The 25,167-nt window shown below is 75.1% G+C and carries 27 protein-coding genes; 13 read left to right on the forward strand and 14 right to left on the reverse strand.

Going from position 1 to position 25,167, the window contains the following annotated elements; genetic code table 11:
• Positions 1-40 precede the first annotated feature (40 nt).
• The 4 genes from HNR61_RS28920 to HNR61_RS28935 all read left to right on the forward strand — a co-directional run bounded on the left by HNR61_RS28920 (position 41) and on the right by HNR61_RS28935 (position 4,064).
• Positions 41-571 (forward strand): DoxX family protein, encoded by a 531-nt coding sequence (locus HNR61_RS28920; RefSeq protein WP_182846320.1) that lies wholly within the window; start codon positions 41-43, stop codon positions 569-571.
• Between the two features lie 110 nt (positions 572-681).
• Positions 682-1,149, forward strand: a complete 468-nt coding sequence (locus HNR61_RS28925; RefSeq protein ID WP_182846321.1) for an SLOG cluster 4 domain-containing protein — start codon at positions 682-684, stop codon at positions 1,147-1,149.
• 158 nt (positions 1,150-1,307) lie between these two features.
• Positions 1,308-2,930, forward strand: a complete 1,623-nt coding sequence (locus HNR61_RS28930; RefSeq protein ID WP_182846322.1) for an alkaline phosphatase family protein — start codon at positions 1,308-1,310, stop codon at positions 2,928-2,930.
• A 90-nt stretch (positions 2,931-3,020) separates the two neighbouring features.
• Positions 3,021-4,064 carry a hypothetical protein gene (locus HNR61_RS28935; protein WP_182846323.1) on the forward strand — a complete coding sequence of 348 codons (1,044 nt, stop codon included), beginning with the start codon at positions 3,021-3,023 and terminating at the stop codon, positions 4,062-4,064.
• Here HNR61_RS28935 and HNR61_RS28940 read toward each other — a convergent pair.
• On the reverse strand, positions 4,033-4,971 hold the full coding sequence (locus HNR61_RS28940) for a hypothetical protein (protein WP_182846324.1): 939 nt from the start codon (positions 4,969-4,971) through the stop codon (positions 4,033-4,035). The genes HNR61_RS28935 and HNR61_RS28940 overlap by 32 nt on opposite strands.
• A 95-nt stretch (positions 4,972-5,066) precedes the next feature.
• Positions 5,067-5,990 carry a LysR family transcriptional regulator gene (locus tag HNR61_RS28945; RefSeq protein ID WP_182846325.1) on the reverse strand — a complete coding sequence of 308 codons (924 nt, stop codon included), beginning with the start codon at positions 5,988-5,990 and terminating at the stop codon, positions 5,067-5,069.
• 103 nt (positions 5,991-6,093) lie between these two features.
• Here HNR61_RS28945 and HNR61_RS28950 point away from each other — a divergent pair, with 103 nt between their 5' ends.
• The 3 genes from HNR61_RS28950 to HNR61_RS28960 all read left to right on the forward strand — a co-directional run bounded on the left by HNR61_RS28950 (position 6,094) and on the right by HNR61_RS28960 (position 10,565).
• Entirely contained in the window at positions 6,094-7,380 is a 1,287-nt protein-coding gene (locus tag HNR61_RS28950; RefSeq protein ID WP_182846326.1) for an aspartate aminotransferase family protein, read from the forward strand.
• Positions 7,381-7,499: 119 nt separating this feature from the next.
• Complete coding sequence (locus HNR61_RS28955; RefSeq protein WP_182846327.1) at positions 7,500-9,011, forward strand: MFS transporter; 1,512 nt, start codon at positions 7,500-7,502, stop codon at positions 9,009-9,011.
• A 27-nt stretch (positions 9,012-9,038) separates the two neighbouring features.
• Positions 9,039-10,565 (forward strand): serine hydrolase domain-containing protein, encoded by a 1,527-nt coding sequence (locus tag HNR61_RS28960; RefSeq protein WP_182846328.1) that lies wholly within the window; start codon positions 9,039-9,041, stop codon positions 10,563-10,565.
• Positions 10,566-10,906: 341 nt separating this feature from the next.
• Here the strand turns inward: HNR61_RS28960 and HNR61_RS28970 are convergent, their stop codons facing one another.
• From HNR61_RS28970 to HNR61_RS28990, 5 genes are all read right to left on the reverse strand, one after another.
• A complete protein-coding gene (locus tag HNR61_RS28970) occupies positions 10,907-11,293 on the reverse strand; it encodes a DUF6463 family protein (protein WP_182846329.1) in 387 nt (128 codons plus the stop codon).
• 93 nt (positions 11,294-11,386) lie between these two features.
• Positions 11,387-11,956 (reverse strand): TetR/AcrR family transcriptional regulator, encoded by a 570-nt coding sequence (locus HNR61_RS28975; RefSeq protein WP_182846330.1) that lies wholly within the window; start codon positions 11,954-11,956, stop codon positions 11,387-11,389.
• Positions 11,957-12,038: 82 nt separating this feature from the next.
• Positions 12,039-12,407 carry a hypothetical protein gene (locus tag HNR61_RS28980; protein WP_182846331.1) on the reverse strand — a complete coding sequence of 123 codons (369 nt, stop codon included), beginning with the start codon at positions 12,405-12,407 and terminating at the stop codon, positions 12,039-12,041.
• 76 nt (positions 12,408-12,483) lie between these two features.
• Positions 12,484-12,945 (reverse strand): hypothetical protein, encoded by a 462-nt coding sequence (locus HNR61_RS28985; protein ID WP_182846332.1) that lies wholly within the window; start codon positions 12,943-12,945, stop codon positions 12,484-12,486.
• A 57-nt stretch (positions 12,946-13,002) separates the two neighbouring features.
• Positions 13,003-13,935 (reverse strand): hypothetical protein, encoded by a 933-nt coding sequence (locus tag HNR61_RS28990; RefSeq protein WP_182846333.1) that lies wholly within the window; start codon positions 13,933-13,935, stop codon positions 13,003-13,005.
• 429 nt (positions 13,936-14,364) lie between these two features.
• Between HNR61_RS28990 and HNR61_RS28995 the strand changes: the two genes are divergently transcribed.
• Positions 14,365-15,075 (forward strand): DsbA family oxidoreductase, encoded by a 711-nt coding sequence (locus HNR61_RS28995; RefSeq protein WP_182846334.1) that lies wholly within the window; start codon positions 14,365-14,367, stop codon positions 15,073-15,075.
• A 3-nt stretch (positions 15,076-15,078) separates the two neighbouring features.
• Here the strand turns inward: HNR61_RS28995 and HNR61_RS29000 are convergent, their stop codons facing one another.
• The 3 genes from HNR61_RS29000 to HNR61_RS29010 all read right to left on the reverse strand — a co-directional run bounded on the left by HNR61_RS29000 (position 15,079) and on the right by HNR61_RS29010 (position 16,864).
• Complete coding sequence (locus tag HNR61_RS29000; protein WP_182846335.1) at positions 15,079-15,315, reverse strand: hypothetical protein; 237 nt, start codon at positions 15,313-15,315, stop codon at positions 15,079-15,081.
• 89 nt (positions 15,316-15,404) lie between these two features.
• Positions 15,405-16,256 carry a 3-methyladenine DNA glycosylase gene (locus tag HNR61_RS29005; protein ID WP_182846336.1) on the reverse strand — a complete coding sequence of 284 codons (852 nt, stop codon included), beginning with the start codon at positions 16,254-16,256 and terminating at the stop codon, positions 15,405-15,407.
• Positions 16,257-16,306: 50 nt separating this feature from the next.
• Entirely contained in the window at positions 16,307-16,864 is a 558-nt protein-coding gene (locus tag HNR61_RS29010; RefSeq protein ID WP_182846337.1) for a YceI family protein, read from the reverse strand.
• Between the two features lie 103 nt (positions 16,865-16,967).
• Between HNR61_RS29010 and HNR61_RS29015 the strand changes: the two genes are divergently transcribed.
• From HNR61_RS29015 to HNR61_RS29030, 4 genes are all read left to right on the forward strand, one after another.
• Positions 16,968-17,828, forward strand: coding sequence for a helix-turn-helix domain-containing protein (locus tag HNR61_RS29015; RefSeq protein ID WP_182846338.1), 861 nt, complete (start codon positions 16,968-16,970; stop codon positions 17,826-17,828).
• A gap of 33 nt (positions 17,829-17,861) precedes the next feature.
• Positions 17,862-19,919, forward strand: coding sequence for a sensor histidine kinase (locus tag HNR61_RS29020; protein WP_220509907.1), 2,058 nt, complete (start codon positions 17,862-17,864; stop codon positions 19,917-19,919).
• 97 nt (positions 19,920-20,016) lie between these two features.
• Positions 20,017-20,613 (forward strand): RNA polymerase sigma factor, encoded by a 597-nt coding sequence (locus HNR61_RS29025; protein ID WP_312898144.1) that lies wholly within the window; start codon positions 20,017-20,019, stop codon positions 20,611-20,613.
• 4 nt (positions 20,614-20,617) lie between these two features.
• Positions 20,618-21,604, forward strand: a complete 987-nt coding sequence (locus HNR61_RS29030) for a CU044_5270 family protein (protein ID WP_182846339.1) — start codon at positions 20,618-20,620, stop codon at positions 21,602-21,604.
• A 21-nt stretch (positions 21,605-21,625) separates the two neighbouring features.
• Here HNR61_RS29030 and HNR61_RS29035 read toward each other — a convergent pair whose 3' ends face one another.
• Positions 21,626-21,988 (reverse strand): winged helix-turn-helix transcriptional regulator, encoded by a 363-nt coding sequence (locus HNR61_RS29035; protein WP_182846340.1) that lies wholly within the window; start codon positions 21,986-21,988, stop codon positions 21,626-21,628.
• Between the two features lie 92 nt (positions 21,989-22,080).
• Here HNR61_RS29035 and HNR61_RS29040 point away from each other — a divergent pair, with 92 nt between their 5' ends.
• Complete coding sequence (locus tag HNR61_RS29040; protein ID WP_182846341.1) at positions 22,081-22,824, forward strand: SDR family oxidoreductase; 744 nt, start codon at positions 22,081-22,083, stop codon at positions 22,822-22,824.
• Between the two features lie 15 nt (positions 22,825-22,839).
• Here the strand turns inward: HNR61_RS29040 and HNR61_RS29045 are convergent, their stop codons facing one another.
• The 3 genes from HNR61_RS29045 to HNR61_RS29055 all read right to left on the reverse strand — a co-directional run bounded on the left by HNR61_RS29045 (position 22,840) and on the right by HNR61_RS29055 (position 25,095).
• Positions 22,840-23,868 (reverse strand): alpha/beta hydrolase, encoded by a 1,029-nt coding sequence (locus HNR61_RS29045; RefSeq protein ID WP_220509908.1) that lies wholly within the window; start codon positions 23,866-23,868, stop codon positions 22,840-22,842.
• 110 nt (positions 23,869-23,978) lie between these two features.
• Positions 23,979-24,437, reverse strand: coding sequence for a DUF5946 family protein (locus HNR61_RS29050; RefSeq protein WP_182846342.1), 459 nt, complete (start codon positions 24,435-24,437; stop codon positions 23,979-23,981).
• 70 nt (positions 24,438-24,507) lie between these two features.
• A complete protein-coding gene (locus HNR61_RS29055) occupies positions 24,508-25,095 on the reverse strand; it encodes an HD domain-containing protein (protein ID WP_312898145.1) in 588 nt (195 codons plus the stop codon).
• Positions 25,096-25,167 lie beyond the last annotated feature (72 nt).

The raw sequence follows: 25,167 nt of genomic DNA on the forward strand, positions 1-25,167 counted from the left end.
GAGGCGGCAGACCCGGCCTCTCGCGAGGGAGAGGGTGACCATGTTCGACACTCTGATGTTGCTGCTGGGTCCCCTGCTGGGGTTCCGCCTGCTGGGGGCGCTGGGCGTCCGCCGCTTCGCCGACTGGCGCGTGGCGGCCGGGCACGGGCTGGCGCTCATGCTGGTGTTCACCGGGGCCGCACACTTCGTCCCCGACAGCGTCACCGTGATGCCCGGTCACGACGACATGGTCACGATGGTCCCCCCGTTCGTGCCGTTCCCCCACCTGGCGGTCTACGCCACCGGCGTGCTCGAACTCCTCGGCGCGCTGGGGCTCGTGGTGGCGCGGACGCGCCTCGCCGCCGGGGTCGGCCTCGCCGTCCTCTTCGTGCTGATGCTCCCGGCCAACATCCACGCCGCCCTGGCGGACGTGCCCCTGAACGGGGATCCCGCCACCCCGCTGTGGTTCCGGATCCCCGAGCAGATCGTCTTCATCGCGGTCGCCCTCGGGGCGGCCGGGGTCGGGGCGAGGCGCGCCGAGCCCGCCCCGGTCCGGCCCGACGCCGCCGAGCGCGCGGCCGCCGGAAGGTGAGACCCCGCTGAGCCGGACTTCGGGCCCCGGCGTGTCCGACGCCTTCCCGCCCGGCCCGCCGTGCCTGCATGATGCCCTGGCGGTGGCGGTGCACGGCGGAGGAGGTTCGGATGATCCAGGTTTCGGTGTGCGGCCCTCGCGAGGCCGCGCCGCAGGACGTCGCCAACGCCCGAGAAATCGGGCGGTTGCTGGGCGAACGGGGCGCGGCCGTCATCTGCGGGGGCTACGGCGGGGTCATGGAGGCCGCGGCCGAGGGCGCGTCCTCGGTGGGCGGGCTGGTGGTCGGGGTCCTGTCCGGCCCCACCCGGGGAGGCGCCACCCCCTACCTCACCGTGGCCATCCCCACGGGGATGGGGGAGGCGCGCAACGCCGTCATCGCCCTGGCCGGGGACGCCGTCATCGTCGTCGGCGGCTCCTGGGGCACCCTGTCGGAACTCGCCCTGGCCCGGCGCAACGGCACGGTCGTCGTCCAGCTCGGCGGCTGGCGCGTCGTCGACGAGAAGGGACGGCCCGTCGAGGGGGTCCGCTACGCCGACAGCCCGGTGGAGGCCCTCTGGCTCACCGGGCTGTTCGGCTAGCCGGGCGAGCCGGGGCGTGAAGCTCCGCCGCCGCCTGGAAGGATCGTTCCCCGTGCGCCCGCGCGGCCCGGAGCCGCTCCGCGCCCCGACACCCCTGTTGAACCCGGTGGGGGGCGGTGGACGTAGGGCTTCGTGTGCTGCTGTGGGGAGGGGTCCGGGTGTCTGCGGGGCGTTGGCGGAGGGTCGTGTCGTGGGTCGTCACCGGGGCGGCCCTCGCGTTCGTGTTGTTCGCCCTGCTGCTTCCCAACCGGGTGGGGCGGGTCGCTCCCGAGGCGTTCGTCCGGGTGCCCATCGAGGGGGTGTGCGGGCTCGGGGCGCTGCTCCTGCTGCGGGGGCGTTGGCGGAAGGCCGCCGCCGTCCTGGGTGGAACGCTCCTCGGGATCGTGCTGGTGGTGAAGGTCCTCGACATGGGGTTCCACGAGGTCCTCGTGCGGCCCTGGGACCCCGTGCTCGACTGGGCCTTCGTGGGGGCGGGGTGGGAGTTCTTCACCGCTTCGTACGGCGGGGTGTTCGCCGGGGTGGCGGTGGTGGCGGCGGGGATCGTCGCCGTCGTCCTGATGGCCCTGGCCTCGTTGCGGGTGGCCGGGGTCGCCGGGCGGAACGGCGACGTCGCGGGCCGCGTCGTGATCGGGCTGTGGGCCGTGTGGACGGCGGGGACCGTGTTCGGCGCGCAGTTCGTGCCGGGGGTCCCGGTGGCGTCGCGGGACACGGCCCGGCTCGCCGTCGGGCGCGCGCTCAAGGTGCGGGACGGGCTGCGGGACAAGCGGGCGTTCGCCAGGGAGGCCGAGGCCGACGCCTTCCGCGGCGTTCCGGGGAGCCGGATGCTGGAGGCGCTGCGGGGCAAGGACGTCGTGATCGCCTTCGTGGAGAGCTACGGGCGCAGCGCCGTCCAGGATCCGCGGTACGCGCGGCGGGTCGGGGCCGTGCTCGACGCCGGGACCGAACGGCTGCGCAGGGCCGGGGTCGGGGCCCGCAGCGCCTTCCTGACCTCGTCCACGGCCGGGGGCGGGAGCTGGCTCGCGCACGCCACGCTGCTGTCGGGGGTGTGGGTCGACAGCCAGCAGCGGTACCGCGCGCTCGTCTCCGGCGACCGGCTGACGCTCAACGGGGCCTTCCGGCGGGCGGGCTGGCGGACCAGCGCGTTCATGCCCGCCATCACGCGGGCCTGGCCGGAGGGCGGGTTCTTCGAGTACGGCAAGGTCTACGACTCCCGGAACCTCGGATACCGCGGGCCCCGCTTCGCCTACGCCACCATGCCCGACCAGTACACGCTGTCGGCCGTCCAGCGGTTCGAGCGGGACGCCCACGCCGGTCCCGTGATGGTGGAGACCGCGCTGGTGTCCAGCCACGCGCCCTGGGCGGCCGTCCCGAACGGGGTCGTCGACTGGCGGCGGGTCGGGGACGGGTCGGTGTTCAACGGGCAGGGCGCGGGGCTGGACGCGCGGATGCCCGCCGACGTGCGCGGCGCGTACCGGCGCTCCATCGAGTACTCGCTGAGCACCCTCGTCTCCTACGCCGAGACCCACGGCGACGACGACCTGGTGCTGGTCTTCCTCGGCGACCACCAGCCCGCCCCGCTCATCACCGGCGAGAACGCCGGCCGCGACGTGCCGGTCACCGTCGTCGCGCGGGACCGGAAGGTGCTGGACCGGATCGCGGGCTGGGGCTGGCGGGACGGGCTGAGGCCGGGGCCGGACGCCCCGGTGTGGTCGATGCGGGACTTCCGCGACCGGTTCCTGACGGCGTTCGGGTCGCGCCCCGACCCGGACGCCCACCGCTGACACCGCCGTTTTCTGGGCCTGTGGCCGAACGCCCCGCCGGTTTACCGTGGAGATCGTCCGGTTGGGGAGGCGCCCATGCCGTGTGGTCGTGTGAGTGGTCCCGCGTACGTGCGCGTGGGGTTCGCCGACAGCCTCTATCCGCGGGTCGCCTGGCTGATGCTGACGGCGGCGCTGGACGCGGCGCTGCCGGGGCTGGGGGGCGCGGCGCGGCGGACGCGGGTGATCGTCGACTCCGCCGAGGGGACGGTGGGCGCCCCGGTCGCGTTCGACCCGGAGCGGTGGCTGTCGCTCACCCTGGCGGACGGGGAGGACGGGCGGCCGCGGTTCGGGTCGCCGGTCCCGGGGCTCGCGCCGGGGCAGCGCCCGCCGCACGACGCGATGATCCTGGAACGGCCGCGCTCCGGCGGCGACGACGAGTTCCACGAGGTGCTGGCCGTGCGGCGGCCCGTCCGGTCGCCGCGGGAGGGCGAACGGCCCGTCGCCGAGCCCCCCGCGGAGGAGGAGCGGCCCGAGGACGAGCGGATCCTCACGGTGGCGCGGGCGGTGTCGGCGCTGGCCGCGCTGTCGGAGGAGCCGAAGTCGGGGGAGCGGGCGCGGCAGGTCGCGCTGCTGCTGCCCCCGGCCCTCGGCATGGACCCCGGCGACGTGGAGCGCGTCCTGAACGGGCTCAGCGGCCGCGACGAGCAGGAGCGCTTCCAGCGCGCCCTGGACGACCTGGTGGCCGAGTGCCAGGCGTTCGGGGAGGAGGCGGTCGCCGCCGCGCGGCGGCGGCGGGCGCGGCGCGACCATCCGGCGCGGGTCCCGGGCAGGGGCGCGGAGTTCCGGGTCGTGCTGCGGTGCGCGCTGGGCGACCTCGGGGCGCGGATCGTGGACGGGCCTGCGGTGCTGCGGTACGCGCGCAGCGTCGTCCACCTGATGACCTACCAGGAGGGGCTGCCGTGGACCGCCGCCCGGTCGGTGCGGACCGGACGGGCGGTCCGGCAGGTCGTGCTGGTCGACGAGGACGCCGGGATCGCGCTGAACGTCGAGGTCGTCGACGGCGTGCCGCGGTGCAGCCAGATCCTGGCGGCGGGCGGGGAGCGGCTGACGCTGTGGGAGGTGCCTAGCCGCGCTGGCGTCGTGCCCATTCGGTGAGGTCGATCGGGCGCGCCGCCCGGCCGCCGATCGGGTGCACGCCGACCAGCAGCTGGCCCCCGCGCTGCTCGATCCGCAGCGGGCCGAGCTGGACGCGGGCGTCGGCGGCGTGGAACGCGGCGACCAGCAGCGCCGCCAGCTCCGGGGACGGTTCCTGCGCGCGGAGCTGGGCGTCGAGGCGCTCGTCCAGGTCGGGGGCCGTGCCGAACAGGTAGCGGGTGTCCCCCGACGGCGGCGTGTGGCCGACGCGCAGCCCGACGGAGGCGGCCAGGACCTCGTACAGGTCGGTGAGGACGGGGCGCGCGGCCTCGTCGGTGGTGGTGATCCGGCCGGGCAGGACGGTGGTGGCGCGCTGGTCGAAGTCGGCGGTCACGGCCGCGCGCAGGGCCGCGAGCTCCGCCTCGGTCGTCTCCAGGGCGCGGACCAGCGACAGGTGGGCGGTCTCGCGCTCGTCGAGGCGGGCGGCGGCGGTCGTGGCGCGTTCGGCGAGGTCGTCCAGGGTCTCGCGGTGGGCGGCGGCGGTCTCGCGCAGCTCGTTGAGGGAGCGGCGGGCGGCCTCCAGGCGGCCGAGGGACTGGCGGAGGTCGGCGACCTCCTTGCGCAGGGTGTTCAGGGTGCGCGAGGCCGTCTCGGCGTCGGCGCGCAGGGCGTCCAGGTCGCCGGTGGTGCGGCGGGCGGTCTCGTCCAGCGTGGCGCGCAGCGCGCGGGCCTCCTCGTCGGTCCTGGTCTCGACGGCCGCCAGGTCGGTGGCGGCGGCGAGCGAGCGCGCGTTCCCGGTGAGCTCGGCCAGGTCGTCGCGGAGCTTCGCCAGTTCGGCGCGGCGCTGCTTGTCGGTGCGCAGCATCATGATCTCCAGCACGACGACCACCCCGGCGAGCAGGATCACCAGGACCGTTACAAAACCCATGAGGCTGGACTATAGGGGCGTTGCCCCCTTCCGTGGGGCGAGCCGGACCCGCAGGTGACCACCGGGATCACGACCATCCGGACGTTCCTGTCTTTTCAAGGAGGATCCGTGTCCGGCGCGCCGTCCCGGCGGACCGCGCGGGCGAGTTCGGCGCGGACGGTGGCGAGGGCCGGGCGGGACAGGCTGGCGCGGCGGGTGACGGTGAGAACGCGGCGGATCACGGGCGGGTCGGTGATCCGGCGGACGACGACGCCGGGGGCGCGCTCGGGGTGGGCCAGCTCGGGCAGCAGCGTCACGGCCTGGCCCGCGGCGACGAGGGTGAGCAGGGCCGCCTCGTCGGCGGTGTGGTGGCGCAGGTCGGGGGTGAAGCCGCCGTACCTGCGGCACGTGTCCTGGATCGTGCGGCCGTGGCCGAAGCCGGGCGGGCCGCCCGCCCAGACCGCCGACTCCAGGGCCGGGATGTCGGCGTGCGGGAGCGCGGCGGCGGGATGCCCGGCGGGCAGCACCAGCAGCATGTGCTCCTCGTGGAGCACCTCGAACGCCAGCCCCGCCGGGCGCGGCCGGGGCGCGTGCTCGTCCTCCCAGACCACGGCGAGGTCGCAGTCGCGGCGTTCCAGGGCGCCCAGCGCCTGGTCGATCTCGATCCGGGTCTCGACGCGCAGCCCGGGGTGGCGGGCCGACAGGTCGGCGAGGACCGGGGCGAGCAGACGGGTGGCGGTCTGGAACACCGAGATCCGCACCACGCCGGTCACCGCGCCCGCGGCCGCCGCCATCTCCGCCTCGGCGCGCTCGACGCGGTCCAGCAGGACGTCGGCGTGCCGGACCAGGACGTGGGCGGCCTCGGTGAGGCGCAGGACGCGGCCGTCGCGTTCGAACAGCGGGACGCCCGCCTCGCGCTGCAGCGCGGCGAGCTGGTGGGAGACGGTCGAGGGCGAGTAGGACAGCGCCTCGCCGACGGCGGTGACGGTGCCCCGCCGGTGCAGCTCGGTGAGCAGGCGGAGGCGCTGGAGGTCGAGCATCGTTCGGGAACCTCCGATGTTTTCGGCCGGAATCTTGCGATGGATGGGCCGGATCCCGCCGTCCGACGATCCTCCGTGAGGCCGCTCACGAAGGGAAGACCGCATGGACGCACGTGTGGAACTGATGGTCCGGTACGCGGGCGGATTCTGGCCGGAGGTGATCGAGAGCGCGGACGGCGCGTGGCTGACGACCACGGAGGGGCGGCGCGTCCTCGACTTCACCTCGGGCCAGATCTGCGCGACGATCGGGCACGGCCACACCCGCATCCGGGCGGCGGTCGAACGCTCCCTGCGCGACGTCGTCCACCTCAACTCGCGGATGCTGTCCACGCCCGTGCTGGACCTGGCCGAACGCCTCGTCGGGGTGCTGCCGGAGGGCCTGGACCGGGCGATGTTCGTCAGCACCGGCGGGGAGGCGAACGAGGTCGCGCTGCGGATGGCCAAGCTCGCCACCGGCGGGTTCGAGGTGCTGGCGCTGACGCGGAGCTGGCACGGGATGACGGCGGGGAGCCAGGCCCTGACGTTCTCGGGAGGGCGGCGCGGGCACGGGCCGACACCGCCGGGGATCTTCGCGCTGCCCGCCCCGTACGCCTACCGGTGCCCGGTGCGGCACTGCGCGGGCACCTGCGACACGACCTGCCTGGAGGTCGGGTTCGAGCTGTACGACCAGCAGTCGGTGGGGGCCCCGGCGGCGGTGATCGCCGAGCCGGTGCTGTCGGCGGGCGGGGTGCTGGTGCCGCCGCCGGGGTACTTCGCGCGGCTGGTGGAGCTGGCGCACGAGCGTTCCCTGCTGGTCGTGCTGGACGAGGCGCAGACCGGGTTCGGGCGGCTCGGCGCGATGTTCGCGATGGACCTGTTCGGGGTGACGCCGGACCTGGTGACGCTGTCCAAGACGCTCGGCGGCGGGCTGCCGATCGGGGCGGTGGCGACCACGGCGGCGATCGAGCGGGCCGCCTACGACGCCGGGCTGTTCTACTACACCTCCCACCAGTCCGACCCGCTCCCGGCGGCGGCCGCGCTGGCGGTGCTGGAGGTCGTCGAGGAGGAGGACCTGGCGGCGCGGGCGCGGGAGCGCGGCGAGCGCCTCGGCGGGCACCTGCGGAAGCTGGCCGAACGGCACGAGGAGATCGGCGAGGTCCGGGGGATGGGGCTGCTGTGGGGCGTGGAGCTGGTCCGCGACCGGGACACGCGGGAGCCCGCGGTGGAGTTCGGCGACGAGGTGACGCGGCGGTGCGAGACGGCGGGCCTGTGCATGAACATCGTGCGCGGCGACCGGAGCGGGCTCAGCTCGTGCCTGCGGATCGCGCCGCCGCTGACGGTGACCGACGACGAGATCGACACCGCCGCCGAGATCCTTGACGAGGCGCTGACCGGCGCGAAGAAGGGCTGACACCACCCCCTCGACCGTTGCGAACGATGTGCGCTCTTGCGTACACACCTCCTTCTGCGTACAGTGTTCGCAACGAGAGAACGTCGTTCCCGAAAGGGGCGGCGCCGAGAGGGGCTGTGATGGAAGCGCTGCGAGGGCGGCACCCGCGCCGCTGGTGGATCCTGGTCGTGCTCTGCCTGAGCACGCTGGTCCTGGTGATCGACAACATGGTCCTGACGGTGGCGATCCCGCCGCTGGCCGAGGACATCGGCGCGACCCCGCAGGACGCGCAGTGGATCCTGGAGTCCTACATCCTGGTGTTCGCCGGGCTGCTGCTGACGGCGGGCAGCCTGTCGGACCGGTTCGGCCGCCGCCGGGTCATGCTGGTCGGGCTGGCGCTGTTCGGGCTGTCGTCCCTGGCGGCCACCCTCGCCACCGAGCCGTGGCACCTGATCGTCGCCCGCGTGGTGATGGGGATCGGCGGCGCGCTCATCATGCCGAGCACGCTGTCGATCCTGATCACCGTGTTCGACGACGCGGAGCGGCGCACGGCGATGGCCGTCTGGTCGGCGGTCGCGATGGTCGGCCTGGTCGGCGGTCCGGTGCTGGGCGGCGCGCTGATCGCGTGGTTCTGGTGGGGCGCGATCTTCCTGATCAACGTTCCGATCGCGGTGCTGGCGATCGTCGCCGCGCTGGTGCTGATGCCCGAGTCGAGGGGCCCGTGGACCAGGCCGGACCCGCTGGGCGCCGTGCTGTCGGTCGTCGGCATGACCGCCCTGGTGTGGGCGATCATCGAGTGGCCCCGGCACGGCCTGACGCACCCGGTCACGCTGCCGGCGTTCGGCCTGGCCGTCGCCGGTCTCGCCGGGTTCGTCGCCTGGGAGCTGCGCACCGCCTCCCCGATGGTCCCGCTCGGCCTGTTCCGGGCCCGCAACTTCTCCGGCGGCAGCCTGTCGCTGACCCTCGTCCAGATCGGCAACGGCGGCCTGCTGCTGGTGCTGACCCAATACCTGCAGCTCGTGCTCGGCTACTCCCCCACCGAGGCGGGACTGGCGTTCCTGCCGATGGCCGTCGCGTCGCTGCTGTTCAACGGCCTGGGCGCGGCCCTCGGCCGGCGGATCGGCAACCGGGTCGCCGCCGCGGGCGGGCTGGCCGTGATCGCGGCCGCGTTCGCGATGCTGGCCTCGCTGTCGGCCGAGGACGGGTTCTGGCCGCTCGGCGTGGCGCTGTTCGTGCTCGGCGCGGGCGGCGGCCTGGCGGCGCCCGCGGCGATCTCGGCCCTGATGAGCACGGTCCCGCCGGAGCAGGCCGGGGTCGGGTCGGCGCTGAACGACACCATCCAGCAGGCCGGCGCCGCCCTGGGCGTGGCGATCCTCGGCAGCGTCGTGACCGCGGGCTTCACCGGTGCCATGCCGGAGGACGCGCCCGAGCGGGCGCGGCGCTCCCTCGGCGAGGCCCTGGCGCTGGGCGACGCGGGCCTCGCGGGGACCGCGCGGGAGGCGTTCACCTCCGCGATGGGCACCGGCTTCACCATCGCCGCCGCGGGGGTGCTGGCCGCCGCGGTGCTCGCCCTGGTGGTGATGCGCGACCCCAAGGACACCCCGGCCACGGCCGAAGAGGCGGCCGGCACGACCGCCCCCGCCCTCCACTGACACCCCCTTCCCTTGACGGAGACCACCATGGCGAACGACGTGACCTGGGACGACAACGGCGACTGGCAGGCCGGCGGCGAGTGGGGCGCCCGCGACTCCCGGGGCCGGGACCTCGACCTGGCGCGCTGGCAGGCGCGGCTGGACGGGCTGCGCGCCGCCCACCGCGTTCCCGGCGCGGCCCTGGCGGTGCTGGTGAACGGCCGCGTCCACGAGCTGGCCAGCGGCGTCCTGCACCGGGGCACCGGGGTCGCCGCGACGCCCGACTCGGTGTTCCTGTGCGGATCGATCGCCAAGGTCTACACCGCGACGCTGGTCATGCGGCTGGTCGACGAGGGCCTGCTGGACCTGGACGCGCGGGTCGCCGACGTGCTGCCGGAGTTCGCGACGCCGGACCCGGCGGCCACGCGGGAGATCACCGTCCGGCGGCTGCTGTCGCACACCGGCGGCGTGACCAACGACTTCAACCACGACGGCGGGCGCGGCGACGACTGCCTGGCCGGCTACGTGGCGGCGGCCCGCGACGTGCCGCTGGACTGCCCGCCCGGCACGGCGATCTCCTACGGCGGCCTCGGCTACGTCGTGCTCGGCCGGATCGTCGAGGTGCTGACCGGGATGACCTGGGACCGGGCGCTGCGCGAGAAGGTCCTCGCGCCGCTGGGGCTGGAGCACACGATGACGCTGCCGGAGGAGGCGCTGCGGTTCCGGGCGGCGATGAGCCATCTGGGCGAGGCGGGCGCCGACCCGGAGCCGGCCCCGGCGTGGGACCTGATGCCGCGTTCGGTCGGGCCCGCCGGGCGGATCATCTCGTCGGCCGGTGACATGGCCCGCTTCGCCCGGATGCACCTGGACGGGGGCCTCGCCCCCGACGGGACGCGCGTGCTGGAGCCCGGGACCGTCGCGGCGATGCGGCGCCGGGAGGCCGACGTCCCCGACAGGTGGACCGTCAGCGCCGACGGCTGGGGCCTCGGCTGGACCCTGTACGACTGGGACGGCGTCGCGGGCTACGGCCACGACGGCGCGGCCATCGGCCAGTACGCCTACCTGCGCGTCGTCCCGTCGGCCGGGGTGGCGGTGGTGCTGCTGACCAACGGCGGCGGCGCGCGGCGGCTGTACCACGAACTCTTCCGCGAGCTGCTGGCCGAGCTGGCGGGGGTGCGGATGCCGGAGCCGTTCGGCGCCCCGGCGACGCCGCCCGCGATCGACGTGGCGCCGTTCACCGGCACCTACCGGCGGGCGGGCGTGGTGGTCACCGTGGGCGAGAGGGACGGCGCGCCGCACATGCGGTACGAGTTCGTGGACGACATGAAGGACGTGTCGCCGCCCCTGGACATGGACCTGACACCGGTGACGGAGACCGGGCACGGGACGGTGTTCGCGGCGTCGGGCGCGGGACCCTCGTTCAGCGAGGACCACATGCCGGTGGTGTTCTCGACGCTGTCGGACGGCACCGAGTGCGTGTACGTGGGGATGCGCGCGACACCGAAGGTCCCGACCGCCGCGGGCCAGGTCGTGTCGTCAAGGTTCACAGCCGCCTCAACAGGGCGGCCGGGGTGATGGCGGCGAAAACCCGCGCTTCCACGCCCCCTCGCCGACCTGCCCGTTGCCCCGTCGGCCTGCGGTTCGTCGTCATGAGTTGGCCGAGACTCGCTGGCGGCAACGTCAACGACTGCACCATGTTCGCAGCGGTGCTGGAGCGGATCCGGGTGCCGCACCCGGGGCCGGGGCGGCCCCGGCTCCGCCGGCGGACGCCCGCCGGCCTCCGACGCCCGGATCCACAAACGCCGCGACGTGGTGGAGCGCTGCTTCAACCGGCTCAAACACCGGCGCGGCATCGCCACCCGCCAGGACAGGACCGCCGAGCCTGTTGATGGGGCCATGAACCTTGACGGCACAACCTAGGGCCGGTCCGGTGCGGAGCGCCGTGTCGCGTATACGGCCAGGGTGCCGAGGGTCAGCAGGACCCAGCCGCCCGAGACCGGTTCGAGCAGGGCCACCGGGACGCCGGACAGCAGCAGGAGCCAGCCGATCTCGACGGGCAGCGCGCCGGTGGCGAGCACGCTCCTCCTGGCCAGCAGGCCGAGGCCGACCAGCGCGACGCCGCTGAACATGAACCACAGCGCCATCATGCGGGGGGCGTCGTCGTTGGCGACGGTGTTCCACAGGCCCTCCGACAGCATGTCGCGCCAGTGCGGGGCCGACTCGACCGCGCCCACCGCCAGGTGCGCGGCGGCGGCGGCCAGGATCAGGCGGGGAAGCCAGCGGTGGAGTCCCGTGGGGCTCATGACGGTCCCTTCTTCCCGGGCACGGCGCCCGTGGCGGCGACGATCAGGTGGTGGAGCGGATGGACGGCGGGCTCGGGGTGGCGGTGGCGGGCCTCACGGCGTCGGGCCCCTCCGCGGCGCGGCGGCCGCCGCGTCCGCCCGTCCCAGGACCAGGGCGCACAGGGCGCGCTTGTCCTCGTGCGGGAGCGGGGGCGCGAGGTGCGCGCCCCCGATCAGCACCAGGTACACCAGCGTGGCCGTCCGGTCCGGGTCGGCGTGGCCGGCCCGCTCGCACAGGTCCCGCACGTAGGCGATGCGGGTGGCGTCCACGCGTTCCTGCACCGCGGCCGCCTCGGGGTCCTGCTTGGCCCAGGCCCGGACCGCGATCTCCAGGTCCGGGGTGGTGTCCCGGAGCGCCTCGGCGACCAGCAGGTCGAGCCGTTCCCGCGCGGGCAGGCCGGCCGCGCCCTCGACCGCGTCGATGACCGCGGTGGTGTACTCGGCCTCGAAGTGGGCCAGCAGCCGGGTCCGGAACTTCGGCACCGACCCGAAGTGGTGGTAGAACGCCCCCTTCGACATGCCCATGCGCTCGCAGACCCGCTCCAGCGTCACCGCCGGGGCGCCCTGCTCGGCCAGCAGCCGCAGGCCCTCCGCCAGCCACTCCCGCGCTCCCGCGCTCCCCATGCGTCCGCCTCCATACCAAAATGTTTGGTATGGACATTACACGGCCGGACGGGCCCGCGCTCCGCGGGTGGGTGGCCGGCCGTCAGCCGACGATCTCGCAGTCCGTGGCGCGGGGCTGGCCCCAGTCGTTGCTCTGGAACTTGCGGCGGATCTCCACGTCGCACTCCACGACGCTGCCCTGGCGGATCTCCTTGGGCAGGTCGCCGCGGCGCAGCCAGGGGACGTCGGTGCGCGGGACGGTGCCGCTGTCGTCCTTGCGGACCTGCTTCACCGTGGACGACAGGACGGTGACGCTCACGTTGGAGTCCTCGGACGCGAACATGGGGCTCTCGGCGACGCGGGCCTTGACGCGGCCCTCGGCCATCACGGGGGTGAACGCGCCGCAGCCCGTGGTGAGGCCCGTCGTGAGGAGCGCCAGCGCCGCGCCCAGAGTGATCGCCTTGACCCGCATCCGTGCTCCGTCCGGTGGTGTGTCCGTGGGGTTCGCGATTCTGACGTGACGGTGGTGGCGGCGGTTCCCGCGCAGGTCAGATGTGTGCCTCGATCTGGCGGACGGCATGCCCCAGGGCCTCGCCGAGGGCGGTCAGGTCGGCGCCGGACAGGGGCTGGCGTTCGGGGTTCCAGGCGGCGATCTCGAAGCGGGCGAAGCCGCACGGCCAGTCGTGGCGGAGGCCGGTCAGGGGGATCCGCGCGCCGCAGCAGGGGACCGTGGCCTCCAGCTCGGTCAGCCCCTGCCGCTCCTCCGCCTCCTCGGCCAGCCCGTCGAACCAGTCGGAGATCTCGCGGCCGCAGCGGGGGCAGGTGACGTGCTGGAGGTTCTCGTGGGGGTGCACGATCGCGACGCGGTCGTACCAGCCGATCTCGACCTCGGGGTCGGGCTCCTCCGGGTAGAGCAGGGCGCGCAGCAGGTCGGCGCAGGCGTCGGCCGCCTCGGGGGCCGGCTGCCAGCGGGGGTCGGTGGGGATCACCGACACGACGAAGTCGCTCACCGGAGGATCATGGCAGGGGCCGCCGGTGGCCCGCCCGCGGGGGGCGGGCCGGGCGCGTCACATCGGGTTGTCGCGGAGCCAGAGCTCGATCAACTGGTCGGTCTCGGCCGTCGTCGGCTGGATGCTCTTCTCCTGGTGGTCCACCTTCAGGCCGACCGGGACCAGGGCCGGGACCTGGCCGCTGTGCAGGGCCTGCCGTTCGGGGAGCTGCTCGTAGGGGCCGGGACGCCACCAGTAGAGGCGGGGGGTGATCGCCTTCTCGCCCGCCTGGAAGTGGCGCTCGACCAGCTCGTGCATCGTCTCGAACGCCGCGAACAGGTGCACCGGGCCGATCACGTGGACCACCACGTACTCGGGGATCGGGAACGCCACCAGCGCGCCGTACCGGGCCGCCGCCGGGTCCACGTACCGGCTCAGGACGTGGACGTGGGAGCCGACGTAGCGGTGGGTGCCGCCGACGTGCATGATCGGGACGCCCTGGATGTCGTCGGTGCGGGAGTAGTGCTCCTCCCGGTCCAGGGACGCCTCCAGGGCCGCGCCGAAGGCGGCCTCCTCGGTGACCCCGTCCAGCTCGCCGCGGTTCAGCGGCATCAGCGAGTCGGGGTAGTCCACGACCACCGTCTCCAGCAGGCCGGGGGCCAGGGGGCGGGTGACCAGGGCCGACCGCATCTCGGGGGTCAGCGCCTCGTCGGGGTAGAGGCGCAGCCGGAGCCGCTCGCCGTCCAGGAGGTTCCGGGTGTCGGAGTGGGTGGCGCTGCGGGCGAACATCGTGGCGGTCTGCTCGGCGTACTGCGCCGCGATCCCGGGCAGGTCGGCGCGGGAGTTGCGGCCCGCGTACCGTCGCCACTCGGCGATGTCCCGGGTGGTGGCGGTGCCGTCGGGCAACGTGAGCCGCAACGTGTCGGGCTGGGGCAGCGTCGCCGCCATGCCGCGTTCGGCGAAGGCGCGCAGCAGGGCGTCACCGATGATGTCGGGTGCGGGGGCCGACATGGTCCTCCTGTCGTGATCGTGGAGCGGTCGCTCCTTAGACTCCCCGGACGGTCCGGCGGTTCGGCCTGGTCGGGGACCGATTCGCCGGAGGCCGCCCCGCCGTCCGGCCCGCTGTGCCTACAGTGGTGCCCTCAGGCGGCGGCGCGCACGGCACCGCCGAGACGCGTTCCTGGGCCCGGCGTTCTCGGACGGCCGGCCGGGTCCCCGGGACGGTGGAACCCGAACGGCCGTCCGCGTCCCGCGGCCTCCGGCGGACGCGGGACGGGCGCGGCTGGATGTGGCCGGAGGGGAATGCAGGGCCGGGCGGCGTGCCGCGGGACGGCGGGCCCGGGCCTGCCTCGATAGGGGCCCATCCAGCCCGCGCCGGAAATCAATCCAGGTCATGGCGTGTTGTCCGGAGGATTGTCCCGTTTCCGGAGAGGTGTTCCCGTGCGCGTCGAGATCTGGTCGGACGTGATCTGTCCGTGGTGCTACATCGGTAAGCGGCGGTTCGAGAAGGCGCTGGCGGCGTTCCCGCAGCGGGACCGGGTGGAGGTCGTCCACCGGTCGTTCCAGCTCGACCCGGACGCGCCGCGGGACGAGACCCGGCTGACGGTGGACATGCTGTCCGCCAAGTACGGGATGACCCCCGAACGCGCCGCCGCGATGGAACGCGAGATGGAGCGCCGCGCCGCCGAGGACGGCCTGGAGTACCACCTGGACGGGGGCCGGGTCGGGAACACCGCCGACGCGCACCGGCTGCTGCGCCTGGCGCGGGAGAACGGCGTGCAGGACGCGGTGGTCGAGGCGTTCTACCGGGCGCACTTCACCGACCGGCGGTCCCTGTTCGACCGGGACGAGCTGGTGGCGGTCGCCGTGGAGGCGGGGCTCGACGGGGACGCGGCGCGCGCGGCGCTGGAGTCCGGGGCGTACGCCGCGGAGATCGCGGCCGAGCAGCGCGAGGCGCGGGAGCTCGGCGCGACCGGGGTGCCGTTCTTCGTGGTGGACCGCCGGTACGGGGTCGCGGGGGCGCAGCCGGCGGAGGCGTTCGCGGAGGTGCTCCGGCGGGCGTGGGCGGACGCGCGGCCGTCGATCTCCCTGGTCGGGGAGGACGGCGACGCCTGCGCCGACGGGGCCTGCGCGGTCCCCGAGCGGTCCTGACGGTCAGGAGGCCGGGCCCGCCTCCCGGGTGGGCTCGGTCTTCGGGTCGTCGTCGAGCGCCTCGCGCTCCCTGGCGTGGTACTCCTTCAGCCCCTCGGGAAGATCGGTGAAGTCGTCGATCGGGACGTCCCGGGGAACGATGTGCGGGGCCTCCCCCGGCGGGGCGGGTTCGCCGACCTCGGTTCCGGCGCGCAGCGCCACGATGTCGGACTCGCCGCCTATTCCTCCGGCCCTGGTCATCGTCGTCTCCTTCGGTGTACGCCTGGGTTGGGATTCGTTCCCCGTGGGGGCGTTTCACACCTCAGGGGCGGAGGAGGCCGGGCGGGGGCTCAGGGCGCCGTGCGCAGCGCCTCGCAGGCGGCCAGCAGGCGGTCCCGCAGCGGGCGGGCGCGTTCGGCGAACTCCTGCTGGCGGCGGGCGTAGTCGGCGCGGCCCTCGGGCGTCTCGATCCGGACCGGCTCGTGGCCGAGGGCGCGCAGGTCGTAGGGGCTGGCGCGCATGTCGAGGGCGCGCACGTCGCGGGCCAGCTCGAAGCAGTCGGCCACCAGATCGCTGCTGACCAGCGGCGACAGCTTGTAGGCCCACTTGTACAGGTCCATGTTGGCGTGCAGGCAGCCGGGCTGCTCCAGGTCCTTCTGGCCGTCGCGGGTGGGCTGGAGCGCGTTGAGCGGGCGGGCCAGCGGGGTGAAGAAGCGGAACGCGTCGAAGTGGCTGCACCGCACGCCGCGCTCCTCCACGACGGCCGCGACGCCGTCCGGGCCGAGGCGCAGCGGCCAGGACGCGTGCCGGACCTCGGGGGTGCGGTAGACCATCGCCCACTCGTGCAGGCCGAAGCAGCCGAAGAACGCGGGCCGGGAGGCGGTGGCGGCCAGGAGCCCGGCGATCCAGTCGACGGACTGCTTGCGGCGCTCCATGAGCGCGGCGGTGTCGAGGGTCGCGCCGTCGGGGGTGTCGCGGTAGTCGCGGCCGTAGCCGGCGGCGTTCCGCAGGACGACGCCCGCGCCGGGGTGCCACTGGCGGAGCTTGGCGGGGCGGTGGCTGTAGTAGGTGAACAGGAAGTCCTCGACGGGATGGCTCCGGCCCTGCTCGCGGCGCTCCAGGTGCGGGTTCACCCACGCGTCGACCCGGGCCCGGTGCGCCTGCGCGCGGGCCCGCCACTCCCGTTCCTCCAGAACCTCCACGGGCGCATGGTATGCGAGCCCGCGGAGGTTCCCCCGCCCCGTCTCCGGCGTCAGGAGGAGGGCTCGACGAACTGCATGTCGAGCTGGATCTTGACGGTGTCGCCGAGCATGCCCGCGCCGAAGGCCAGGCCGAACTCCTTGCGGCTCAGCTCGCCGGTCGCCTCGAAGCCCGCGTGGCGGCTGCCGGTGCCGGGGAACTCCCGGACGCCGTCGAACTCCACGGCGAACGTGATCGGCCGCGTGACGTCGCCGATCGTGAGGTCCCCGGCCATGGTCCAGTCCTCGCCGGAGCCGGTGATCGCGGTGGAGCGGAACGTCATGCGGGGGCGGCGGGCGACGTCGAGCATGTCCTCCCGCTTGACGTGGGCGTCGCGGTCGGCGTTGCCGGTGTCGATGGAGGCGATCTCCACGGTGGCGGTGACCTCGACGTCGGCCAGGGTCTCGCCGACCCGCAGGGCCGCGGTGAAGTCGTTGAAGCGGCCGCGGACCTTGGAGATGCCGAGGTGGCGGATGACGAACCCGACCGACGAGTGGAACGGGTCGAGCGCCCAGTCGCCGGGCGACAGGGGCAGGGCGGTGGTTCCGGTGTTCACGGTTTCGGTGCTCATGGCCCCAACGCTGCCGGGGCGCGCGGCGGGGAGGGAGACCGCGCCGAGACTGGCCCTGACACGGCCACGATAAGACGGCCGGGCGGCGGTTACCGTGGCCGTTGTGAGCGACAACGAGCTGGGCACGTTCCTGCGGCTGCGCCGCGAGTCCGTCACCCCCGCCGAGGTGGGCCTGCCCACCGGGCCGCGGCGGCGGACGCCCGGGTTGCGGCGGGCCGAGCTGGCGACGCTCGCCGGGATCAGCGTGGAGTACCTGACCAGGCTGGAGCAGGGCCGGGACCGCAACCCGTCGCTCCAGGTGCTGGCGGCGATCGCCGACGCGCTGCGGCTGTCGCACGAGGAGCGCATGCACCTGCTGTTCGCGACCAAGCACGCGGGCGGCAAGACCAGCCTGCTGACCTGCCCGGCGGCCGTACCGCCGACGCTGCGGCCCCGCGCCACGGTGCTGGCGCTGCTGGAGCGCCTGGAGCCGACGCCCGCCGTGGTCGTCAACCGCCTCAACGACCTGATCGCCTACACCTCCGGCTACGAGCGCCTGGTGCGGCCGCTGGGGATCCTGGACGGCGAGCGACCGAACCTGGTGCGCTACGTGTTCGCGAACCCGCGTTCCCGCGAGGTGTTCCCCGACTGGGAGTGGGTCGCGACGCAGCAGGCGGCGGTGCTGAAGGACGACGCGGTGCGGATCGACGAGCACGCGGCGGCCCTCGCGCAGGAGCTGACGCTGGTGGCGGGGAAGGTGTTCACCGAGCGGGTCGCGGCGGCGGCGGCGTTCGCGGCGCGGAGCGGGACGCAGCGGATCGCGCATCCGGAGGGGGAGCTGCGGCTGGCGTTCGAGTCGCTGGCGCTGCCCGACACCGACGGCCAGGAGCTGGTCGTGTACCTGCCGGACGACGAGGCGACGGCGCGGGCCCTGGACCGGATCACGGGGCGGCGGCCGGGGACGCTGCGGATGGTCACCGCCTGATCCCGCGCGCCGTCTGGTTCGTACCATTCCAGGGTGATCCCCCTGGACGGACCCCGGACGGCCCGGACCATCGCCGTCGCGGCGCTGTCGGCGTTCGTGGGCGTGTACGTGGTCGGGGCGCTCGGACGGCCGGGCGCGGTCGCGCTGGTGCCGCTGGAGCTGGTGGTGCTGGCGGCGCTGCTGCCGCACGTGGTGCCGGGGCTGGCCCGGTTCCGGCGGTGGTGGCTGCCGGTGGCGCAGACCGGGGCCGCGGCGGTGGCCGTGGCGGGGTTCGGGGGGCCGGTCGGGCTGCTCGGGGTGGCGGCCGGGGCGCTGCTGCTGGGGTCGCGGTGGTGGGCGTCGGCGCTGGTCGTCGCCGCCGGGGTGGGGGTCGCGGCGGAGCGGGCGGCGTCGGTGGCGGGCGCGCTCGACGCGGCGGGGACGGTCGTGCTGGCCGCGCTGGCGACCTACGGGCTGTGCGCGCTGACCGAGCGCGTGGAGGCGGCGGGCGCGGCGCGGCTGACGCGGGCGCTGACGGCCGTGCGGGAGGAGCGGCTGCGGGTCGCCGCCCTGCTGGAGGCGAGCATCGGGCGGGCGCTGGAGGCGCTGGCGCGGCCGGGGGACGCGGCGGCGGCGCTGCCGGTGGCGCGGTCGGCGCTGAGCGCCGCGCGGGAGGCCGCCGCCGACCTGCGGAGCCTGTCGCTGGCGCCGGAGATCGCGACGGCGCGGTCGCTGCTGGCGGCGGCCGGGGTCGAGGTGGCGGTGGACGTCCGGCACGCCGAGCCGCTGGGGCAGGCGGGGGCGCTGCTGGCGACCGTGCTGCGGGAGGCGGTGACCGACGTGGTGCGGCTGGGGACCGCGCGGCGGTGCGTGATCGAGACCGACGAGCAGGGCGGGCTGCTGACGTTGCGGGTGGTCAGCGACGGCGTGCCGACCGCGGCGCGGGGCGCGGAGGCGCTGGAGGACGTGCGGCGGCGGCTGGCGGCGGCCGGGGGGCGGCTGGACACCGGGCTGGACGCCGGCGGGCGGTTCCGGGTCGCGGCGTCGGTGCAGGTGACCGCGGTGCCGCGGCCCCGGCCGAGCGCGGAACGCCGGATGTCGCTGGCGCTGCTCGGGGTGGTGCTGGCGGGGCTGTCGCTGCGCGGGCTGTTGCAGGTCCCCCCGTCGCGGCTGTGGATCGCGGTCCCGGCGCTGGTGGTGGTCTGCGGGGCGCAGTTCCTGTGGACGCGGCCGCGCGTGCGCCACTGGCGGTGGTTCCTGGGCGCGCAGGCGGTGCTGAGCTACCTGCCGATGCCGTGGCTCGGCGGGACGTGGGCCCCGGTGCCGGGGTTCCTGCTGGGGTCGCTGCTGGTGCTGTTCGGGGCGGCGGCGTGGCCGGTCGCCGTGCTGGTCGTCGCGAGCGTGGGCGTGCTCGCGCCCGTCCTCGGCGCGGACACCGCGACGACCGCGAACGCGGTGGTCAGCGCCCTGGTCACCGGCCTGATCGTCTACGGGATGGCGTCGCTGGCGCGGCTGTCGGACGAGCTGCGCGCCGCCGGGGCGGACCTGGCGCGTTCGGCGGTGGTCTCCGAGCGGCTGCGCGCCGCCCGCGACCTGCACGACCTGCTGGGCCAGAGCCTCACGGCGATCCTGCTGAAGGCGGAGCTGGCCCGCCGCCTGCCGCCCGACCGGGCCGGCGCCGAGCTGGCCGACATCGCGGCGATGGCCGAACGCGCCCGCGCCGACATGGCGACCGTCGCCGGTGAGGCCCCGCGCCTGGAGCTGGCGAAGGAGGTGGAGACGGCGCGGTCGATCCTGGCGGCGGCCGGCATCGAGGTGACCGTGACCGTCGCGGGCGCTCCCCCGGCCGAGGCCGAGCCGGTCCTGGCGGTGGTGCTGCGCGAGGCGGTCACGAACGTGCTGCGGCACAGCGCCGCGACGCGCTGCGCCGTCGAGGTCTCGGCGGCCGGCCTGACGGTCCGCAACGACGGGGTGTCCGGCGCGGTGACTCCCCCGGGTTCCGGGCTGGGCAACCTGGCCACCCGCCTGTCCGCGGTGGACGCCGCCCTGACCGCGGGACCGGCCGGGGACGGCGCCTTCGTCCTCACCGCGGCGCTCCGTCCCGCCCCCTGACCGGCGCGCCGTGAACCCCCTCGGGCCGTTCGGGCAACAACCGGTGCCCACCCCCGAGACGAAGGGACGCCATGACGCACCGAACCCAGGGGACGCCGTGACCGCCGCGGCGGCGGACGTGCACCGGGCGGCGGAACTCGCCGACGTGGAGCTGATCCGCCGGTCGCTGACCGAGCCGGAGTGGTTCGCGGCGCTGTTCGACCGCCACGGACGCCGGATCTACGACTACGCGGCGCGGCGGCTGGGCGCGCAGGCGGCGGAGGACATCGTCGCCGAGACGTTCTTCGTCGCTTTCCGCCGCCGCGCCGCCTACGACACCGCCCAGACGCTGGCGCGGCCGTGGCTGTACGGCATCGCCACCAACCTCATCGCCAAGCACCGGCGCGTGGAGGAGAGGCACTACCGGACGCTGCGCCGCACCGGCCTGGACCCGGTGCCCGAGCCGCTGGCCGAGACCGTGGTGCGCCGGGTGGCCGCCGAGGCGGAGGACCGCCGTCTCGCGGAGGCGATGGCGTCCCTGCACCGGCGGGACCGCGACGTGCTGCTGCTCGTCGCCTGGGCCGATCTGACCTACGAGGAGGTCGCGGCCGCGCTCGGCGTGCCCGTGGGCACCGTGCGCTCGCGCCTCAACCGGGCCCGGCGCAGGATCCGCGCCGCGTTCGGCGACACCGACCCGACCGCAGAGGAGTCGTGACGACATGGACGAGATGAAGATGGTCAAGGAGCTGCGGAACACGATGCCGGAGATGCCCTCCTCCGTCGAGGACACCGTGCGGCGGGGACTGCGCGGGCTCGCCGCCGGTGACCGGCCCGCCGACCGCGGACGCGCCGCCCGCCGCCCCTCCCGGCGGTTCGCGTTGCGCGCGGGCCTGGCCGGGGCCCTGGTGGCCGCGGCGGGCGTCGGCGGCGTCGTCGCGCTCCCGGACGGCGGCGGCCCCGTTCCGGGAACGTCGCCCGCCCTCCGGCTCGTCAGCGCGACCGAGCTCGGCGACCGCGCCGCCGAGGCGGCCGAACGCCTGCCGTACAAGCCGCCGAGCCCGAAGCAGTGGATCTACACCCGGTTCGTCACGGCGTCGGGCTTCGACATGAACCGGCCGTGGGAGGGCGTCGACCCCAAGGGCCGCGAGACCGTCGAGCAGTGGGAACGGGCCGACGGCAAGGCCGGCGCCGAAATCCACGCCGGGAAGCTGCAGGTGACCGACTACACGGCGAACGGCGACCAGTCCGACGAGAAGCGCCCGGCGTTCCACCCGGGCAACTACCACACGCTTCCCACCGACCCCGACGCCCTCCTCCGCAGGATCACCGCCGAGGTCGGCCCCAACGACCCGCAGGGCGTCTTCGACACCATGAGCCGCATCCTGGAACACCCCCTGCCGCCCAAGCTCCGCGCCGCCGTCTACCGGGCCCTGCCCAAGGTCTCCGGCGTGGGGGCGGAGCGGGACGTCCCCGACGCGGCGGGCCGCAGGGGCGTGGCGTTCGCCCGGACCGACCACCTGGGCGACCGTCGGAGCATCGTCCTCGACCCCGCCACCTACCGCTACCTCGGGACCCGGCACGCGGTCGCCCGCACGCGCACCGACAAGGTCGGCGACAGGACGGTCACCTACCGGGCGGGCACCGTCCTGGGCTGGTACGCCCATCTCGACCAGGGGATCGTCGACCGGCCGGGACGGCGTTCCTGACCCGCAGGCCGGGGCGCGGGCTCAGGAGGGCGAGGCGTCGTAGGTGCTCTGCGCCTCGATGATCTCCGCCGCGTGGCTTTTGATCCAGCCGGTCAGGGCCTGGAGGGGCTCGGTGATCCCGGCGCCGAGCGGGGTCAGCCCGTAGGACACCCGGGGCGGGACGGTCGGCTCGACGGTGCGCCTGACCAGCCCGTCCCGGACCAGGGTGCGCAGCGTCTGGGACAGCATCTTCTCGCTGACCCCCTCCACCTTCGCGCGCAGCTCGGAGAACCTCAGGTCGCCCTCGCGCAGCGCGGTCAGGACCAGGACGCCCCACCGGCCGGTGACGTGGTCGAGGACCATCCGCGCCGGGCAGTCCCGCCGGAAGACGTCGTCCCTCTCCATACCGTCCCCCACCTGCGAGCCCTCGTGTGGCTCAGTACCTTACCCGAAGGTACGTACTTCCGAAAAGTAAGCTGCTTTCCTATCGTCGGGGCATGGACAACGCACAGCGCGTCGCGCTCGTCACCGGAGGCGGGCGCGGCATCGGGGCCGCCACGGCCGTGGAACTGGGCCGTCGCGGCTTCCATGTGATCGTCAACTACCGCGGCGACGCGGCGGCGGCCCGGGGGACGGTCCGGGCCGTCGAGGCGGCGGGGGGTACCGCGCGCCCGTTCCAGGCCGATGTCCGTGACGCCGGCGGCGTCGCGGACATGGCCGCGGCCTGCGGTCCCGTGGACGCCCTGGTCTGCAACGCCAACATCGCCCCGCCGTTCGCGCCGTTCGAGGACATCCCGTGGGACGCCTTCATGGACAAGGTGGGCGGGGAGCTGGCCGCCGCCTTCCACGTCACGCGCGCCCTGCTGCCCGGCATGCGCGAGCGGCGCGGCGGGGCGATCGTCTACGTCTCCAGCCTGAGCGCCGAGCTGACCCGCCCCGGCGCCATCGCCCACGCCACCGCCAAGGCCGCGCTGGACGCCTTCGCCCGGCACGTGGCCGCCGAGGCGGGGCCGCACGGCGTCGCCGTCAACGTCGTCTCCCCCGGCGCCGTCCGCACCGACGCCCCGGCCGCGCGCGCCCAGGCCGAGGCCGAGCTGAGCGCGCGGTCCGTCCTCGGCCGCATGGTCGAGCCCGCCGACGTGGCGCCGGTGATCGCCGCGCTGCTCGACGGCGGCTTCCCCGCGGTCACCGGCGTCCGCGTCCCGGTGGACGCCGGGTTCCGCGTCCTCACCGCGCCCTGAGGGTCAGCCCGAGGGTCAGCGGGGCGCGACGTACCGGTCGGCCCAGGAGCGGACGGCCTCGAACAGGACGGGGGCGGTGCGCTGCAGGTTGATCGAGTGGCCGGAGCCGGGGACCACCACCGCCCGCAGGCGCGCGGACGGCCCGTACCAGGGGGCCTCCTGCGCCCGCAGGGCGGCGGGGCCGGAGCAGTCGGAACCGGCGCCGCCGCAGATCAGCCGGTCGTGCCGGCCGACCGCGAGCAGGACCGGGACCTGGATGCGCCGGTACTCCTCCGGCGTGGGGAACGCCTCGAACGAGGGGAAGACGTCCGGCTGCGCGGCGGCCTCGTCCCGGGCGAGGGTGGCGGGCGCCATCGTCGGGCGGTGGTAGAAGAAGTCCGCGCGCGTTCCGGGCCTGGTGGTCACGTAGCCGTCGTCGAGCCCCCGACCGGCGAAACGCGGATCGCGGTTGGCCGGATGGAGGGCCTGCTCCAGTTCGGCGAACGCCGCGTCGTTCTGCCGGCTGGCCACCCCGGTGAGCACGAGGCCGTCGACGGCCCGGGGCTGGTCGACGGCGATCCGCATGGCGATCGCGGAGCCGAGCGAGTGCCCCGCCAGGACGACGCGCGCGAAGGGGCGGCCGCCGATCCGCCCGGCGCGGAGCTCGCGCAGGACCTGCCGGACGGTCCCGGTGTGGGTCTGGGGCCGGTAGCGGTCGCTGGACGGCCGGGAGCTGCGCCCGGCCCCCAGCCGGTCGATCGCCAGCGTCGCGTACCCGGCGCGGTTCATGGACTCGACGTACGACGGCACGCCGGGCGCGGGCCGCGTCGACCAGTACCCCTGCCCGTACGTGCCGCCGGGGACGAGGACCTGCACCGTGGTCGCCCGCCGGCCGGGGGGCGTGCACAGGGTGCCCGCGACGCGCTGGTCGGCGGGTTCGCCGGGCGCCATCGACACCGCGACCGTGACGTCCTGGCAGCGGGCCGGGGCGGCGGCGTGCGCCGCCGGGACCGGCGCGAGCGCCGAGAGCGTCAGCGCGGCCGCGGCGATGGGGAAGGTGCGCATGGATCTCCTCGTCCAAGGAAACTCTGTACGCCACACAACATAGAGAATCTTTGTACGTTGTACAGAGTTTTTTGGACGGGGGGTCGACGTCCCGCGACACGGCGCTCACCTCACCCGGGGCGGGAGGTCCAGGCGTCCACCGTCGCCGCGGCCCAGTCCCGGACGCGCTCGGCGAACCCCTCGGCGGGGAAGTCCCCGCCCCCGGCGACCTCCGCGATCGTCACGGCGAAGCGCGCCGGCGGCCGGTCCAGGGCCGGGGCCGCGACCCCGGGGGCGGCCGCGGGGGCCCCGCCGGGACCGCGGTGGGAGTCGCCGCGCCGGACGTGGCGGACCCGCCGGTCCGCGCCGTCCAGACCGTCCCGCAGGTACGCGTGCAGGAGGCTCCAGGGAGGCGCGGCGTCGGGGCCCGGGATCCGGCTGGGGTGCTGGAGCAGGAAGCAGGAGACCGAGACCCCGTGCAGCGGACCCCAGGGCGGCCGCCGGGAGTGGTCCAGCGCGAGCAGCGCGTGGAAGAGCTCCTCGCAGGAGCGCGGTTCCGCCGGGGCCCCGCATTCCGGGCAGTGGGTCACCGTCGCGCCCCCTTCCCTGACATGCCGCGCGCCGCCGTCCCCGAGTCTGGGATCTCCACCTGCTGGAGGGTCAAGGAGCGGGGTCGTCGCCGTTCATCGCGCGGGCGAGCCAGTCGAGCGAGCCCGTCTCCAGGGCCTGCCGCGCCAGGCGCCTGGCGGACTCGGTACGGAGCTGCTCCAGGGAGCTGTCGATCCAGGGCCGGGTGTTCCGGTTGCCCTGCTCGCGGTACTCGACGGCCTGGATCAGGCATTCGAGCTTGTCGGCGTCGCGCGCGCAGACGGCCTCGGGGCTGGCCTTCCCCTCGTACTCGGACACGGCGCCTGTGATCATGGCGGCGACGGCCTCGGGCAGCCCGCGCGTCTGGTGCGCGGTGACCCGCTCGTTCGACGCCTTCGTGACGTAGGGCCGGGCCAGGTGGGGGAGGTCGGTGAGGCGGGTCTCCTGGCTGTCGTGGAAGAGGCTGAGCAGCGCGGCCCGCGCGGGGTCGGCCCCCTCCAGCGCGGCCAGCACGCTCGCGATGACCGCCGCGCGGAGCGAGTGGTCCGCGATGCTCTCGGGGTCCCCGACACCCGCGACGAGCCAGCCCGTCCGCCGGTAGCGCTTGAGCAGCCCGATCTCGTACAGGAACCCCGCCAGCCGCTCCGTCTCGTCCGCCACGCCCATCCCTTCCCACGAACGCCGACCACACGACGACCGTAGAGCACGACCCGGCTTCCGATCTTGACGGGC

It is taken from the genome of Actinomadura kijaniata, assembly GCF_014138665.1.
Taxonomy (GTDB): Bacteria; Actinomycetota; Actinomycetes; order Streptosporangiales; family Streptosporangiaceae; genus Spirillospora; species Spirillospora kijaniata.